At 43.8% G+C, this 15,508-nt stretch carries 15 protein-coding genes; 5 read left to right on the top strand and 10 right to left on the bottom strand.

Going from position 1 to position 15,508, the window contains the following annotated elements; translation table 11 throughout:
- Positions 1-240 precede the first annotated feature (240 nt).
- Positions 241-1,581 carry a sigma-54-dependent transcriptional regulator gene (locus tag DD657_RS14385; protein WP_287050581.1) on the bottom strand — a complete coding sequence of 447 codons (1,341 nt, stop codon included), beginning with the start codon at positions 1,579-1,581 and terminating at the stop codon, positions 241-243.
- A gap of 453 nt (positions 1,582-2,034) precedes the next feature.
- On the opposite strand from DD657_RS14385, the gene DD657_RS14380 reads away from it, so the two are divergent.
- Positions 2,035-3,384: an MATE family efflux transporter gene (locus tag DD657_RS14380; RefSeq protein ID WP_118773262.1), complete on the top strand. Its 1,350-nt coding sequence runs from the start codon at positions 2,035-2,037 to the stop codon at positions 3,382-3,384.
- Positions 3,381-3,968: a Crp/Fnr family transcriptional regulator gene (locus DD657_RS14375; RefSeq protein WP_021988164.1), complete on the top strand. Its 588-nt coding sequence runs from the start codon at positions 3,381-3,383 to the stop codon at positions 3,966-3,968. Before DD657_RS14380 ends, DD657_RS14375 begins: the two co-directional genes overlap by 4 nt.
- Here the strand turns inward: DD657_RS14375 and DD657_RS14370 are convergent.
- The 3 genes from DD657_RS14370 to hydG all read right to left on the bottom strand — a co-directional run bounded on the left by DD657_RS14370 (position 3,965) and on the right by hydG (position 7,640).
- Positions 3,965-4,846 carry an ATP-binding protein gene (locus DD657_RS14370; protein WP_287050578.1) on the bottom strand — a complete coding sequence of 294 codons (882 nt, stop codon included), beginning with the start codon at positions 4,844-4,846 and terminating at the stop codon, positions 3,965-3,967. The two genes, DD657_RS14375 and DD657_RS14370, sit on opposite strands and share 4 nt — an antisense overlap.
- 83 nt (positions 4,847-4,929) lie before the next feature.
- Positions 4,930-5,904 (bottom strand): NADP-dependent oxidoreductase, encoded by a 975-nt coding sequence (locus DD657_RS14365; protein ID WP_287050577.1) that lies wholly within the window; start codon positions 5,902-5,904, stop codon positions 4,930-4,932.
- A gap of 317 nt (positions 5,905-6,221) precedes the next feature.
- Entirely contained in the window at positions 6,222-7,640 is a 1,419-nt protein-coding gene (gene hydG, locus DD657_RS14360; RefSeq protein ID WP_287050683.1) for a [FeFe] hydrogenase H-cluster radical SAM maturase HydG, read from the bottom strand.
- A 478-nt stretch (positions 7,641-8,118) separates the two neighbouring features.
- Here hydG and rbp point away from each other — a divergent pair, with 478 nt between their 5' ends.
- Positions 8,119-8,448 (top strand): RNA-binding regulator, encoded by a 330-nt coding sequence (rbp, locus tag DD657_RS14355; RefSeq protein WP_021988160.1) that lies wholly within the window; start codon positions 8,119-8,121, stop codon positions 8,446-8,448.
- A gap of 75 nt (positions 8,449-8,523) precedes the next feature.
- On the opposite strand, the gene DD657_RS14350 is transcribed toward rbp, so the two are convergent.
- Positions 8,524-8,661 carry a hypothetical protein gene (locus DD657_RS14350; protein WP_287050574.1) on the bottom strand — a complete coding sequence of 46 codons (138 nt, stop codon included), beginning with the start codon at positions 8,659-8,661 and terminating at the stop codon, positions 8,524-8,526.
- A gap of 44 nt (positions 8,662-8,705) precedes the next feature.
- Here DD657_RS14350 and DD657_RS14345 point away from each other — a divergent pair, with 44 nt between their 5' ends.
- Positions 8,706-9,452, top strand: coding sequence for a class I SAM-dependent methyltransferase (locus DD657_RS14345; RefSeq protein WP_068690700.1), 747 nt, complete (start codon positions 8,706-8,708; stop codon positions 9,450-9,452).
- 161 nt (positions 9,453-9,613) lie between these two features.
- On the opposite strand, the gene DD657_RS14340 is transcribed toward DD657_RS14345, so the two are convergent.
- The 3 genes from DD657_RS14340 to bla all read right to left on the bottom strand — a co-directional run bounded on the left by DD657_RS14340 (position 9,614) and on the right by bla (position 12,749).
- Positions 9,614-11,098 carry a catalase gene (locus tag DD657_RS14340; protein WP_068690703.1) on the bottom strand — a complete coding sequence of 495 codons (1,485 nt, stop codon included), beginning with the start codon at positions 11,096-11,098 and terminating at the stop codon, positions 9,614-9,616.
- A gap of 167 nt (positions 11,099-11,265) precedes the next feature.
- Complete coding sequence (locus DD657_RS14335) at positions 11,266-11,838, bottom strand: sugar O-acetyltransferase (protein ID WP_021988156.1); 573 nt, start codon at positions 11,836-11,838, stop codon at positions 11,266-11,268.
- Positions 11,839-11,870: 32 nt separating this feature from the next.
- Positions 11,871-12,749: a class A beta-lactamase, subclass A2 gene (gene bla / locus DD657_RS14330; protein ID WP_287050571.1), complete on the bottom strand. Its 879-nt coding sequence runs from the start codon at positions 12,747-12,749 to the stop codon at positions 11,871-11,873.
- 167 nt (positions 12,750-12,916) lie between these two features.
- On the opposite strand from bla, the gene DD657_RS14325 reads away from it, so the two are divergent.
- On the top strand, positions 12,917-13,492 hold the full coding sequence (locus DD657_RS14325; RefSeq protein ID WP_227461764.1) for a GNAT family N-acetyltransferase: 576 nt from the start codon (positions 12,917-12,919) through the stop codon (positions 13,490-13,492).
- A gap of 76 nt (positions 13,493-13,568) precedes the next feature.
- Here DD657_RS14325 and DD657_RS14320 read toward each other — a convergent pair whose 3' ends face one another.
- Both DD657_RS14320 and DD657_RS14315 read right to left on the bottom strand, forming a co-directional pair.
- Complete coding sequence (locus DD657_RS14320; RefSeq protein WP_287050570.1) at positions 13,569-14,432, bottom strand: nitroreductase family protein; 864 nt, start codon at positions 14,430-14,432, stop codon at positions 13,569-13,571.
- Between the two features lie 33 nt (positions 14,433-14,465).
- Positions 14,466-15,299 carry an endonuclease VIII gene (locus DD657_RS14315; RefSeq protein ID WP_287050568.1) on the bottom strand — a complete coding sequence of 278 codons (834 nt, stop codon included), beginning with the start codon at positions 15,297-15,299 and terminating at the stop codon, positions 14,466-14,468.
- Positions 15,300-15,508 lie beyond the last annotated feature (209 nt).

Raw genomic sequence — 15,508 nt, 5'->3', positions numbered from 1 at the left:
AAGCTCGTGCCACAACGACGACAGCATTCAAAACATTTTGATAGATAAAGAGATACAGAGAGAAGGGTAATAATAAAAACAAAAAGACCTTTCCAAAATGAAAAGGTCCCTTACCAAAATGATACAGTTTTTAATTTATAAATCACGATTCGTGATTGTAGATTGACGATTGCAGATTCGAAAAATCCGATAACGAATCAGGCTGTCAAACAATTTACACACTGAAATACAGCGACAGCATCATGAAAGTCCGTATTCTTCAATTTTACGATATAAGGTCGTCAAACCGATTTTCAATAAACGGGACGCCTCTGTTTTATTACCGCGTGTATATTGAAGCACCCGGGCAATATGACGTTTCTCTACCGCTGCCAATTCAAATTCCGGATAATTCAGACTACCGGCATTGGCTACATGGGTATTTTGCAACTCAAAAGGTAAGTCCTCCACTGTGAGCTGACCGTCACAAACGATCATACTACGTTCGATCACATTACGCAATTCCCGGATATTCCCTTTCCATTCGTTAGTTTGCAAGACATTCAAATAACCGGGAGTGATACTCCCGATCTCTTTATTCAGTTTTTGGGAGAAAAGACGCACAAAAGAACGGGCCAATAATTCGATATCTTCCCGACGCTCACGCAACGGAGGCAAATGAATTTGAAAAACGGACAAACGATAATACAGATCCTCTCTGAAATGTCCCTCTACAACCTCTTTTTTCAAATCGCGGTTGGTAGCAGAAATAATCCGCAGATCTACCTTAGTCGGTTTCGTATCCCCGATTTTAATATACTCTCCTGTTTCAAGTACCCGCAACAGTTTGGCTTGCAAATCGTAAGCCATTTCTCCGATTTCATCGAGAAAAATTGTTCCGTTATCTGCCACTTCAAAAAGTCCTTTTTTATCTTTTACAGCCCCGGTAAAGGCACCCGCTTTATGCCCGAATAATTCACTTTCCAGTAAATCTTTGCTAAATGCAGAGCAATTGACGACCATAAACGCACGTTCACGGCGACGACTGTTATAATGAATCGCCTGTGCAAATACTTCTTTCCCCGTCCCGGTTTCGCCTGTCAGTAATACAGTGACATCCGTTGCAGCAACTTTCTGTGCCAGTTTCACCGCTTCCTGCAAACAAGCCGATTTTCCCAGAATCATATCGAACGTCCCTATAACAGACACATCCTTACTTACATTTTCTCCTATATTTTTTTTGGCCTGTTCCATAGCCCGGCTGATCAGCGGGATGATCTTATTATTATCGTCACCTTTCGTAATATAATCAAAAGCCCCGTTTTTAATAGCCTGTACCCCATCCGGAATATTTCCGTGAGCCGTTAGTAAAATCACCTCAATTTCCGGATAAAGTCGTTTTATTGTGCTCACCAACTCCACCCCGTTCCCATCCGGCAAAAATACATCACACAAGGCCACCTGCGGCCGGTGCAGCTTCAACTGTTTCAATGTCGACTGACAATCGGCAGCCTGCCACACCTCATACCCCTCCAGCTCCATAATACGCGAAAGCAGCTTGCGTATCTGCGGCTCATCATCTATAATCAATATGCTGTCCATAAAGCAAAATTTAGTATGCAAAATTATAGATTCCCCAAGACCCCTGAAATCTTAATCCTATAAAATTAATACAAGTATGAACCGACTACCGTCAATACCATTCTAAAAACACGGCCGGCAACGGTCTCCGTTCATTAAAACCGGCAATATCAATGACAGGCGAAATATACGATTTCCGAATTTTATCCGTAACTGATTCCGAGAGAGAAATCCGGACGGTAAATTTAATAAATTCCGCCATTCTTTATCACCTCATCCCCTGTAACTTCATCCGTTTGAAAAACTTACATTTAAAAATTTCATCTGTTCTGCCTGGAAATCACTTCTTTCCGCCGCAAATAAGATTTTCCTTTCTCTAAGGCTTACTTTTTAGTTTATTTTTTACCCTAACGATAACTTTTTCCGAAAAAAGGATACCTACTTTTGCACCCTGAAATTAAGCATAAAGAGGAGATGATGCAGGACAATATTGACTTCGGGACAATGAATATCCCCAGATTATTTCGTAAAATGTTCATTCCGACCCTGTTGGGGATGGTTCTTGCAGCAACAATCACCATTGCCGACGGTATCTTTGTAGGCCGGGGGATAGGAAGTGATGCCCTCGCTGCCGTAAACATCGTCGCTCCTTTTTTCATGCTATCCACCGGCATAGGCCTGATGTTCGGTGTCGGAGCTTCAATCGTCGCCTCCATCCACCTGTCACAGCACAAAATAAAAGTTGCCTGCATCAATATTACCCAGGCACTTTCCGTTTCTCTCTGCCTCACGCTACTGTTATCCGCTGTCGTTATGGCATTCAGAACCGATGTCGCCTATCTGTTGGGAAGTTCGGAGGCCCTGTTGCCTTTGGTATTGGAATACATGAACTGGATCGTCCCCTTTCTGGCATTCAACATGCTGTTAAGTATAGGATTATTTGTTATCCGACTGGACGGCTCACCGACGTTCGCCATGCTATGCAGCGCTATTCCGGCCTTAATTAACCTTGTATTAGACTATGTTTTCGTATATCCGCTGGATTACGGCCTGGCAGGAGCTGCTTTGGCATCCGTAATCTCAGTTGTTATCGGTAGCATCATGATTCTGGTTTATTTACTGAAATATGCAAATGTATTACACCTCTACCGGCCGAAATTCACCCGTAAAAGCATACGCCTGACTGTAAGAAATATCGGCTATATGGTAAAATTAGGCTTTTCCGCATTCCTTAGTGAAGCTGCCATTGCCTGTATGTTATTGGTAGGGAATTACGTTTTCATTCACTATTTAGGCGAAAACGGTGTTGCTGCATACAGTGTCGCCTGCTACTGCTTTCCCATTGTTTTTATGATAAACAATGCTATAGCCCAGTCCACACAGCCCATCATCAGTTACAATTACGGAATAAAGCAATGGAAACGGGTAAAACAGGCATTCCGCCTCTCCGTAACCTATGCCGTGATATGCGGTTCGATTGCCACATTACTTACGATTGCCTTATGCACTGCTGTCGTAGCCTTATTTTTAGGAGATACCGGGCCGGCATATACAATTGCCGTACACGGGATTCCATGGTTCTCACTCGGATTTATTTTCTTTGCACTTAATATCGTCTGCATCGGATATTATCAAAGCATCGAATCATTCCGGCCGGCAACGATTTTTACCGTATTGCGGGGCATTGTTATTTTATCCCTGAACTTTACTTGTCTTCCGCTTATTTTAGGGATTAAAGGCATCTGGTTAGCTGTCCCATTCACAGAATTATTTACCTTTGTAATCATTGTCCTCTATTATTTAAAACAAGGTAAAAAACAATGAAAGACAATACCTTCGAGAAAATAGCCGAACATTTTGCCGTCTCCGGGCAGGAAATCCGGCTGTTACTGAAAGACGCGGAAAAAATATCCTTTACCCCGAAAGATATTGTCGTCCATGAACGGGAAATAAACAGTAACCTGTATTTTATCACCCAAGGCGTATGGCGGGCATATACATTTAAAGACGGAGTCGAAGTGACGTTATGGTTTGTCTCCGAAGGAGAAATGGCTCTCTCTGTATGGGGATATACTTCGAATCTTCCTTCACACCTGACCCTGGAAGTCGTAACGGACAGCGAAGCCTATTGCCTGTCCAGATCCAAACTGGAACAACTGTTTCAGTCTTCTATTTCCCTGGCCAATTTAGGCCGGAAAATACTCGAAAATTTCATGCTTGAAATCGAGGTGGCCTGGCTGGACTCATACAATCGTACGGCCTTAGAACGCTACGTCACCCTCCTGGAAAAACAACCCGAAATCATCCGGGCTGTTCCTTTGAAATACATCGCGTCCTATCTGGGAATCACCGCTCAATCGCTCAGTCGTATCAGAAATCGTTTGGCGGGATTATCGAGGCATATTTAAGAAAGCCAGGTTTCTTCTACAATCTCCCCTTGTACACCAACAACCACTTTTTTAAGGGGTACTTTACGGCTTGCCTGTTCTGCTGCCATCCGGGCAATGCGTACCAGTCCTCCACAACAGGGAACCTCCATAATAACAACAGTCAATGTATTGATCCCGGCCGAATCGATCATACCGACGAGTTTGGCCACGTAAGATTCTTTATTACAGTCTAATTTGGGACAAGCAATTGCAAGCGTACGGTTCCGAAGGAAACGACGATGAAAATCCCCGTAGGCATAAGCCGTACAATCGGCTGCCAATACAACATCCGCACCTTGGAAATGACCGGCTTGGGGATTCAGCAGATGTAATTGCACCGGCCATTGACTAAGCTGTGACGGTAATTGAACTTCCCCATGAGTCGTCCCGGAAACTTTAGCCGGAGCGACAAAAGAACGGGACATACTACCGGGACATCCGCAAGGCAAAGATTTTTCCATGCCGGATGAGGTTTCTCTATCCTCCGGGCCAGAAGGTAAAAAATTCATCATTATCCCGGACTCTTTCAAATAGTCAAGGGCCTGACGGACATAAGCCGTCTCTCCGTGTTTTTGTAAGTGTTCCAAATGGGCTTTAACGGTTTCTTCTCCCTGGGGCACAATCCGGGCCATTACAGCCCGCTCGTCATAAGGCATCGCTTCCCGTTCTTCTATCGTTATTGCTCCGGCAGGACATTCTCCGATACAAGCCCCCAAGCCGTCACAATAAAGTTCACTCACAATCCGGGCTTTTCCATCTATCAATTGTAAAGCTCCTTCATGACATCCGGCAACACAAGCACCACATCCATTACACAACGACTCGTCTATGCTGATAATTTTTCTCTTTCCTTTCATCAATTTACTATCTTTTTTGTACAAAGATAATAGCTCCGGCCTTCAATGAACGTCACATTTGTTACACCGTCCTTTAATAATACCTAACAAACCGACATCTCTCCACCCAAATCGGCTAAGGAAACAACGATCTTTCCTCTGACTTTTCTGTTTTCTAAAGCTGCATGGGCTTCAGGCAACTGCCTGAAAGGAAAAACTTTACCAATCCTTACTTTTATGTCTTCCGTCCCAAGTAAAGAAGCTATCTTTTGCATTTCTCTTCCATTGGGATGTACAAGTATGTGATAATAATTCCGGATATACCGGTCCTGCATCGCCTTTTCCGCTTCGTCTTTTTTATCCGAAGGCAACAATACAATCACCCCTTCCGGTTTGAGCACTTTTAATGAACGCACAAAATTTTCCCCTCCGATCGTATCCAGGATCAGGTCGAATCCGGAAGTAATCTCTTCAAACCGTTGATTTTTATAATCAATCACCTCATCTGCTCCGAGTTGTTTCACGCAACCGATATCTTCACCGGAAGCTGTTCCTATTACACAGGCCCCGAAAAATTTAGCGATCTGTACGGCAAAACTTCCGACTCCTCCGGCAGCCCCATGAACAAGCACCTTATCGCCTTGCTTCACATGCCCCCTGTCTACCAACGCCTGCCAGGCTGTCAAAGCCGCCAATGTAGCCCCGGCTGCATCCGTAAAAGAAATTCCGGACGGTTTCCGGGCCAGCTGGCCGGCGGGAGCCACTACATATTCAGCATAGGCACCTCCCCGCCCCGGAAAATTTACTGTTCCGAAAACAGCGTCTCCGGCTGAAAAATTCTCGACCCCCGGCCCTACCCGATCCACGATTCCGGAAATACTCCATCCCAACACCATCGGAGCATCCCCTTCATACCCGGAAGCCACCCCGCCCCCTCTGCGGGTTTTCACATCAATCGGATCAAGACCGATCGCTATAACCCGGACCGATACCTCTCCCGCCTTTACTTGCGGCTTCGAAACATCCTCCAATACAAAGTTCTCTATCCCTCCGAATTTCTTCAATACCATTGCCTTCATATCCTTACCTGATTTTTCAATTTATACCATATAATACTTTGCTTCCCGTAAATTTTTAATTTACGATTTACAATCTCATATTGTTCCCAAAGATTCCGATCTCCCGGTCAAAGAGAATCAAACTTTAAATTAAAAAATAACAGGCTGATTTATGCCGGCTTAAAATTCATACCGATTGGGATTTTTTCCGAAAACCGGGTCCGTTTGTACATATAACCGGAAATAAACATAAAACTTTCTCTAAACAATATATCGGGAACAGCTTTACCGATAAGCTGCTCCCGATATATCAAATCATCATCGGAATATTTCTGGAATCAGAACCTGAAATCCCGTTCGCCTTTGGCAATTCTTTCCAGATTTTCCACAGCAATACAACGTACTTTCTCGTTAGGCACCCGCTGCATTTCTGCTTCAATCATCCGTTCTCCCTTCAAACGGGTCTCCGGCGAAGCATAATCTTCCAAATACTCTTTCAACGTCATCAAGGCATTCGGCTGACAGCAATTGGCTATCTGTCCTAACTTTACCAAAGACATAAAACGGTCGCCTGTACGTCCGGCACGATAACAAGCCGTACAAAAACTTGGAATATATCCTAAATCCAGCAACCACGACACCACCTCGTCCAAAGTACGGCGGTCGGAAACATCGAACTGAGAAGTCGTTTCATCAAATTCCTCCTTATTGACATATCCGCCGACACTGGTATGCGATCCGCCACTGATCTGCGACACACCGATATCCAGCACTTTTTCCCGGGAAGCTTGAGATTCCCGGGTAGAAACAATCATCCCGGTGTAAGGCACCGCAATCCGGATCACGGCTACAATTCGCCGGAAAATATCGTCGGGAACAGTATTGGCAAAATCATCCGTATCGATATCATCGGCATCACACAAACGAGGTACACTGATTGTGTGCGGTCCTACCCCGAATGTCGCTTCCAAATGTTCCGCATGCATCAGCAACCCGATAAAATCATAACGATAGGTATTCAATCCGTACAATACTCCAATACCCACGTCATCTATCCCTGCTTCCATCGCACGGTCCATCGCTTCGGTATGATAGGCGTAGTTGCTCTTAGGACCGCTGGGATGTAAAGCTTCGTAATTCTTCTTATGGTAAGTTTCCTGAAAAAGAATATAAGTACCTATTCCCGCATCCCGCAATTTCTGATAATTTTCCACCGTCGTTGCCGCAATATTGACATTCACGCGGCGGATAGCTCCGTTCTTATGCTTAATGGAATATATTGTCTTTATACTCTCCAGAATATACTCTATGGGATTCATCGCCGGATGCTCTCCGGCTTCAAGGGCAAGACGCTTATGTCCCATGTCCTGAAGGGCGATCACCTCCTGACGGATTTCCTCCTGGGTCAGTTTACGGCGTGCTATCGTCTTGTTTTTCGCATGATAGGGACAATAAACACAGCCATTCACACAGTAGTTGGATAAATACAGCGGAGCAAACATAACAATACGGTTGCCGTAAAATTTTTGCTTGATTTCTTTGGCAACCTCAAACATCTTCTCTATAAGACCGGGATCTTCGCATTCGAGCAACAAGGCTGCTTCACGATGTGTCAGTCCTTTACAATTCCGGGCCCGTTCTATCAGGCTTTCTATCAGCTGCCGGTTATTTTTATTGGCTTGGGCATATTCTATGGTAGATAAAATCTCTGCGTCGTCAATAAACTCCTCCGCTACTTTTGATTTTACATTGTACATATCTTCAGGCTTATAATCTAGTGCTAACAAAAGTACAAGATTTTACCCGATTGAAAGAATATTTTCAGAAAAAGAAGCTATAAATTCCGGAATTTACATTTCATTCCGGTCCGGCCCTCCTTTTACGCCGTTGGTCGCCTGTATCCCCAATGTGTCTCAAACATTTTATTCCTTCCGGTGACAACCTCTGGAAGCGGTGCAGAAGAAGCTGAAAGCCTGAATTCTCATGCTGTGCAGCTCAATTTTCCAGGATGACTTCCGTCTATAAATAAAGATAAAATTTTAGTATAAAATAAATTACATTTTTTATAACGGCAATTCAATTAATAATCTTACCTTTACCCCGTAATTGAGAAGAAATATTTTTGGTATTCGAAATTCTTAGACAACAGTAAATGTTTTATTGTTTTAACAGACTTTCCGTTCAATTTTTTTCAACCTCATTTATTTATTAATTATTTTTTCAAGTTTATTTACAATGAACATTTACATTTCAAATTTAAGTTTCGGCATAAGCGACGCCGATTTAAACCAGTTATTCAGCGAATACGGTGAAGTTTCTTCTGCTAAAGTCATTACAGACCGCGAAACAGGACGTTCCCGCGGCTTCGGCTTCGTAGAAATGTCTAACGACGAAGAAGCTGAAAAGGCTATTAACGAATTGAACCAAGCTGAATACGACGGTAAGGTTATCAATGTATCCGTAGCCAAACCTCGTGAAAACAGAGGCAACAATCGCGGTAACAACAGTCGCGGAGGTTACAACTCAAACCGCGGTGGAGGTTACAATTCCAATCGCAGATATTAATCTCGCATAAGGAGTGAAATACTCCGGAAATAAATAAAAATCGTACGGACGTCTGTTTGTACGATTTTTTTGATCTTACCCGCAAACCGGATGCTTGCCCTCGTAGAGCAATATCGATAAAATACCCTTCTCCTTTTGAAAAACGATATTCACCCGTTTTTTCCGGTAACTCACCATCAGAGCATAAAATACGCACCTGATCCATCGGTTCAATCCGGAAATTTTCATTACTTTGTATCTGAAAATAAAATTAAAACATGCCGGAAAACAAATACGATGATCCTGTATTTTTTGAAAAATACAGTCAGATGAGCCGCTCTAAAGAAGGACTTCACGGTGCAGGAGAATGGGAAACCTTAAAAAAGTTATTGCCTGATTTCAACGGTAAAAGGGTGCTCGATTTAGGATGCGGCTACGGCTGGCATTGTATTTATGCCATAGAGCAAGGCGCCGTTTCTGTTACAGGTATCGACATATCCCAAAAAATGTTGGCTATAGCCCAAAAAAAGACGACATATCCACAAATCGAATACCTTTGCATGCCGATAGAAGACATTGATTTTAAACCCGGTAGCTTCGACATCGTCATGAGTTCGCTGGCGTTCCACTATCTCCGGTCTTTTGAAGATATTGTCCGAAAAGTAAACGCCTGCCTGACCGATGGGGGATTTTTCGTTTTTTCGGTAGAACATCCGGTCTTCACGGCTTATGGAACACAGGATTGGTATTCCGATAAAGATGGGAAAATCTTACACTTTCCGGTCGACAATTACTTTTACGAGGGAGAACGCAAAGCACATTTTTTAGGTGAAGAAGTGACAAAATATCACAAAACGCTTACAACTTATCTGAACGGCTTGCTGACGAACGGTTTTGAACTGTTAAACATCGTAGAACCTCAACCGCCTGTACGTATGCTTTCTATTGAAGGCATGAAAGACGAAATGCGCCGTCCCATGATGCTGATTATCGCTGCGCGGAAAAAAGAAAATCACAGATTGTAGAAATACAGGTATCCGATTAAAAAAGCGAATTAGCAAACAGGAGTTTTCCGGCGATTGACTGCCGGAACTCCCGTTCGTTATAAAATCCTAGTCAGAGGCTATAGACAAAAACGAAACCTCTGAAAGACGGTAGAATCTCACACCTTACATATCGGTGTAAATTATCTTTCTTCTGTTTGCTGGCGTTTGACTTCTTCCAGAATTTTATGGATATCGATGCCTGTTTTCCGTGCCATATCTTTACCGCAATTTTCGTCGGCCTGATAGAAGCGGGCGATAGCCCGAATACGGATGTGTTCCGGGACATCGGCTGTCGCAGCCGTAAAATTAGAGGTCAGGCGGTCTTTTTCGTCAGCGGGAAGCAAACGATAAAGATCACCGGGCTGTGTGTAAAAATCGTGGTCCTGTTCGTAATGATCGGCAGCCCCCTCCAGTGAAAGCGGCGGATAGTTGTAATGTGTGTCGGAAACCGGTCCGTCGAAACTGTTGGGTTCGTAATTGACACTTCCTCCCCCATTTTCATCGACACGCATATAGCCGTCCCGGTGATAGTTGCTTACCGGACAATGGGGACGATTAACCGGAATCAAGTCTGCATTAACACCAAGCCGGTAACGATGTGCATCACCATAAGCAAAGAGGCGTCCTTGCAGCATTTTGTCGGGAGAGAATCCGATTCCCGGAACGACATCGGCCGGATTGAACGCAGCCTGTTCGACATCGGCAAAATAATTTTCGGGATTGCGGTTCAGCTCGATGATACCAACTTCAATGAGGGGATAGTCCTTGTGACTCCATACTTTCGTCAGATCGAAGGGATTGAAACGGTAAGTATGTGCTTCGTGTTCGGGCATAATCTGCACACACATTTTCCAACGCGGGAAATTACCTTTCTCGATATTCTCGAAAAGATCGCGTTGAGAGTGTTCCCGGTCTTTACCGACGATTTGCTCTGCTTCTGCATTAGTATAGTTAGCGATACCCTGCTGACTGATCATGTGAAATTTAACCCATACTCGTTCGTCCTTGTCATTGTAAAAACTGAATGTATGGCTGCCAAAACCATGTTGTTGCCGCATATTTTGAGGAATTCCGCGGTCACTCATCAATATCATTACCTGGTGAAGGGTTTCGGGAGAAAGACTCCAGAAATCCCACATTGCGGTATTGCTACGGAGGTTGGTTTTGGGGTCTCGCTTCTGGGTGTGAATAAAATCCGGAAATTTCAATGGATCACGGACAAAAAATACGGGAGTATTATTACCGACAAGATCCCAGTTACCGTCTTCGGTGTAAAATTTCAACGCAAATCCACGCACATCCCTTTCCGTATCGGCAGCACCTCTTTCTCCCGCTACAGTAGAAAAACGGGCAAACATTTCAGTTTTTTTACCGATTTCGGAAAAAATCTTTGCCCGGGTATAGCGGGTGATGTCGTGGGTGACGGTAAAAGTACCGAATGCACCGCAGCCTTTAGCATGTACAATACGTTCCGGAATACGTTCCCGGTTGAAATGGGCCAGCTTTTCAAGCAACCATACGTTTTCGAGTAATTCAGGACCTTTAGGCCCTGCCGTGCGGGAGTTCTTGTTATCGCCGACAGGAGAACCCGTTTGAGTGGTGAGTCGTTTTTTCTTTCTTTCCATAACATTTATTTTGAGGGTAAAAATATACGTGAAAGAGATCAACAGGAAGTTGATGTATAATTTCGGGTAAAACTTTCGACTAAAGGTAAAGAATATTAATTGCCTGGACCAATAATACAGATTAATTTATCACATAAAAGTATAATGTTTGTAAATTTTATTGTAAACTATTTGTTTTCTTTTGGCGATACCGGACGGATAACCCGGCAAGGATTTCCTACAGCCAATACGTTGGCCGGAATGTTTTTGGTTACGACACTTCCGGCTCCGATTGTCGTATTGTCGCCGATACTGACACCGGGTAAAAGAACGACGTGACCGCCGATCCATACGTTATTACCGATAGTTATCGGCCGGGCGTATTCCAGACCGGCATTTCTTTGTCCGATATCCAGAGGATGGCCTGCAGTGTATATGCCGACATGGGGAGCGATAAAGACATTGTCGCCGACCCGCACTTTAGCTGCATCCAGGATTACCAGATTTGTGTTGGCATAAAAATTTTCTCCGATTTCTATATTGTAGCCGTAATCACAAAAAAAAGGAGGTGTGAAAATGAAATTTTTTCCGGTTTTGCCTAATAATTTTTGCAGTATCTGCTTCTTTTCAGAAGATTGTTGAGGAGAGAGCTGATTGTATTGAAATAAAAGGGATTGACACTGTTCTCTTTCCAGTGCCAGCGCAGGATCATAATTAGCATCGTATAGTAAACCTTGTCTCGCTTTTTCTTTTTCTGTCATCGTTGCGGATTATAAATTGTTCTGTTATTGAATTATTTATTGTAATGGTCATAAACGGTCCTGGAAATTCGGGCAATAATGGAAGCATTTGTGTCGTCGTCTTCCATGGAGTCCATAATGAAGACGGCTATAACGAAATAATTACCGTTGGGGAGATAAACAAATCCCATGTCGTTATCACCGATTTTCAAGCCGGCCGCATTCCGGTCGGAACTGCCCGTTTTATGACCGACAAGAGTGCCGGACGGTAAAAGTCCTTTGAGTTTGTTCGCTCCGGTTGTTGTCTCAATTAAAATTTGCTCGAGAAAATCCTGATAAGTTGCCGACAATAATTTTTTTTGCAGGAATTGCTCGAATAACAGAACTGCCGCGGAAGGGCGGGTTCTGTTCAGGGCCTGGTTGCCTGTCTGTTGATGCATTTGTGTTTCCGTAGCAACGATTACCATATCCGGGAAACCCAGATCTGCGATATATTGCTGGAGTCTTTCGATGCCTCCGATATAACGGATCAGTATATCACAGGCATTGTTATCGCTCAGGGATACACAGTATCGGAGCAATTCTTTAATCGATATATGAAAGTCACCCTCCGGTTGTTTGTCTCTCAGAGGACTGTAAGTATCGGGGTGCAGGTCTGCTTTGGATACATAAATTTCCGTTTCGAGTGGCAATTTTTGTCGGTCGAGATAATCACATACGGCCAATGCCAAAGGGAATTTAAAAGTACTTAACATGGCATACCCCTGATCGTTGTTCACGGAAACCGTTATTTTTCCATTGTATAATACAGCAACACCGATCATCGCTTTTTTATCTTTCAGGATGGAACGGATTTGTTTTTGCAATGTACCGGCTGTGCTGACCGAAAAAAACAAAAACACAGCCGATAGAGTTGTGAGAAGTTTCGTCATCGTTATTTTTTATACGGAATTTTATTTTCCGGCGAAGATATATTTTTCCAGTCTATTTAAGTATATTTGGTAGTGAATTTATACATATAGATCGTTGATTCTAAATTTACGATTTTAGATTTTAGATTGAACACACAACCCTCCTTATGTAAAAAGAGGAATAATAAATGATGATTGCGATGTCGGAGCAGGAAACGATAGGTGTACTCGAAGTATATGAAGATGTTACCATGCGGGAAGCCCGTTTGGATGATGCAGCCCTTGTCTGGCAGGCCATATATGATCACCGGGATTATCTGAAGACCTGGCTGCCTTTTGTTTTGCGACTGCATACCGTAGAAGATGAAGAAGCTTTTCTACGTGAAGTCCTTGCCGTACCTTTTGAAGAAAGGAATTTGGTGATGGTGATTGAAAAAAAAGGGGTATTTTGCGGCTTAATCGGCTTTGTGACGACCGACCGGGTCAATCATCGGACTGAAATCGGTTATTGGCTTTTGCCTGAATTTCAGGGACAGGGAATAATGACCCGCTGTGTGCGTTGCTTATGTGAATGGGCAGTGCAATACCGTGGCATGCAACGTATTCAGATCCGTTGTGCTGTCGGGAACGTACCCAGTAATGCGATTCCGAAACGCCTGGGATTTCGTTGGGAAGGAATCGAACGGGCCGGAGAATTAATGATTTCCGGAGAATATGCAAACCTCAATGTATACAGTATATTGAAAAATGAGATATTCCCGTAAATCCCACATTTAATAGTTTAGATTAAACACACATCCGGCCCTGTAAAAAAGAAAATCGTATATCATAAATGATCAACTACAATGTATTTTCTCTCAGCCCCAGCCGGTCGATATAATTCACATACCGGAAAGCAGGCATTCCCAAAGCCATTCCGGCATGAATCTGCCCTTCAATACCCAGCATTTTCTCCAAATGGCTCTTACGGTCCTGCTGAATAGCTGAACAGACAAAGCCCGTATAAAACTGACTTACTCCCAGGCACTCCGCCATCAACGATCCATTCTGATAAGCCAGGTTCGCATCCTGACATCCGAAACGGCTGGCTCGCGGCGTATGAATCAAAAGGACCGCTTTCGCATTCCGTAAAATCATATCATGACCTTGGGCATCCTCCCGTAATAACCGCTCAAACACCGGCTCGTAACGCAATGCATCGGGCATTGCCCATTTTACCAAAGGTCGTAATAAAGGATGCTGCATTTTTTTCAGAGCCTTACCGAATACCCCTAAAGTAAATTCTGTTATCAACCGTAATTTAGCCGGATCGGTGACCAAGGTAAATCCGACCTCCTGCGCATTACTGGCGGTCGGTGCCCGATAAGCCGCCTCTACAATCTGTGACAGTAAAGCTTCCGGCACCGGTTTTTCAGCAAAAGCCCGGTTCGACCGCCTGGCGCGGCACAGCAACATCATTTGCTCAGCTGCAGGATAATCTTTATAATCAAACGCATGTACTTTTTCCGGCGGAAAATCTGCATGTACGACAGCTCCTGTCGGACAGACCGCCACACAATGTCCGCAACGGATACAATTTTCCGGGGCTAACACCCGTATCTCCCCTCCTGTCTTCTCTTGTCCCAGAATCATAGAAGGACAAATTTTCACGCATTTCCCACAACGGATACATTTCTCAATATCAATACTTAACATCAGTTCCATCGTCAATCTGTTTATCATTTCAGGTCAAAAATATCATTTCAGTTCCAAAGGCTGGCAAACCGGACAATAGTATACCGTTCCTCCCAAATAAGCCTCCCGGATAATCTCATGTCCGCAATTCGGACACGGCTCTTTGTATGTATTCTTAGATAAAATAACCTTATAACCTCCCCAATTCCCGAAAAAATCTTTTTCGGTATCCCGGCCCCCCAATTCAACCATATTTGCCAAAGTTCCTTTCATACTGTACAGCAAATCGGATTTTTCAAGATCCCCGAGAGTAGATACCTTGCGCCTGGGATGGATACCGGCATTGTATAAAATATCCTGTACAACCCCATTTCCAAGTCCCGGTATACGTTGTTCTGTCGCCAACAGAGCCTTGGCGGATACATCTTTTTTCAATCCCCGGACCATATTTTCAAAATAAACTTCATCAAAAGCTTCTGCCAAGGGATTTAACTTGTGAATACTTCCCTGGTAATAAGGATTGTCATATTCTCCCTGGAAAGCATAAATTCCCCCATACATCGCTACCGTAAACACCAAAAAACTCCCATCGTCCAATACAAGGAGTTGCTGATGCTTTACCGGATGGAGTTCCCCGGCCTGACCGTAACGCATAATCGTCCCGTCACTGATTAAAAAATGCGTATCCTTATCCATCACCAAATCGATGAATGCCCCATGCCCATCGACGGTCTCAATACTGCGTCCTTCCAATACTTCAGGATATCCGGCCGGGTCCCCGTTATACCAGGTAAACTTGTGCGGACTGGTTGCAGGTATCACTTCGGCTATTCTCCTGCCTGTAAGCACTCCGGCAGCCTGACGACTGATAATGGCAGATTCGGGAATTTCGATCATGAGTTTTCAATATTATCGTTTTTCAAATATACGGATAATTTATCCCCTTTCCATTATTGTATGACAAAAAGAAACAAATAATTGTATCTTCGTAAAGCAAGACGAGGCATAAAATCCCCTCGCTACGACACGCCTGTTTTAACCGGCTTTTACTCTCGGTTTTATTTTCTATCTTTGCTAAAATCATAAACGGCGGTAATTCCTTCCCC

The sequence above is a fragment of the Culturomica sp. genome, assembly GCF_003524185.1.
In the GTDB taxonomy this organism is placed as follows: Bacteria; Bacteroidota; Bacteroidia; order Bacteroidales; family Marinifilaceae; genus Culturomica; species Culturomica massiliensis.
The sequence above is the reverse complement of the archived record's forward strand: the minus strand, read 5'-3'. Positions and strand labels throughout refer to the sequence as shown.

Bases quoted from the DNA above. Each gene is read 5' to 3' on its own strand.
- bla (WP_287050571.1), bottom strand. From the start codon at position 12,749: ATGACGAAACTTCTCACAACTCTATCGGCTGTGTTTTTGTTTTTTTCG.
- rbp (WP_021988160.1), top strand. From the start codon at position 8,119: ATGAACATTTACATTTCAAATTTAAGTTTCGGCATAAGCGACGCCGAT.
- DD657_RS14320 (WP_287050570.1), bottom strand. From the start codon at position 14,432: ATGGAACTGATGTTAAGTATTGATATTGAGAAATGTATCCGTTGTGGG.
- DD657_RS14375 (WP_021988164.1), top strand. From the start codon at position 3,381: ATGAAAGACAATACCTTCGAGAAAATAGCCGAACATTTTGCCGTCTCC.
- DD657_RS14380 (WP_118773262.1), top strand. From the start codon at position 2,035: ATGATGCAGGACAATATTGACTTCGGGACAATGAATATCCCCAGATTA.
- DD657_RS14370 (WP_287050578.1), bottom strand. From the start codon at position 4,846: ATGAAAGGAAAGAGAAAAATTATCAGCATAGACGAGTCGTTGTGTAAT.
- DD657_RS14365 (WP_287050577.1), bottom strand. From the start codon at position 5,904: ATGAAGGCAATGGTATTGAAGAAATTCGGAGGGATAGAGAACTTTGTA.
- hydG (WP_287050683.1), bottom strand. From the start codon at position 7,640: ATGTACAATGTAAAATCAAAAGTAGCGGAGGAGTTTATTGACGACGCA.
- DD657_RS14345 (WP_068690700.1), top strand. From the start codon at position 8,706: ATGCCGGAAAACAAATACGATGATCCTGTATTTTTTGAAAAATACAGT.
- DD657_RS14315 (WP_287050568.1), bottom strand. From the start codon at position 15,299: ATGATCGAAATTCCCGAATCTGCCATTATCAGTCGTCAGGCTGCCGGA.
- DD657_RS14335 (WP_021988156.1), bottom strand. From the start codon at position 11,838: ATGACAGAAAAAGAAAAAGCGAGACAAGGTTTACTATACGATGCTAAT.
- DD657_RS14385 (WP_287050581.1), bottom strand. From the start codon at position 1,581: ATGGACAGCATATTGATTATAGATGATGAGCCGCAGATACGCAAGCTG.
- DD657_RS14340 (WP_068690703.1), bottom strand. From the start codon at position 11,098: ATGGAAAGAAAGAAAAAACGACTCACCACTCAAACGGGTTCTCCTGTC.
- DD657_RS14325 (WP_227461764.1), top strand. From the start codon at position 12,917: ATGATGATTGCGATGTCGGAGCAGGAAACGATAGGTGTACTCGAAGTA.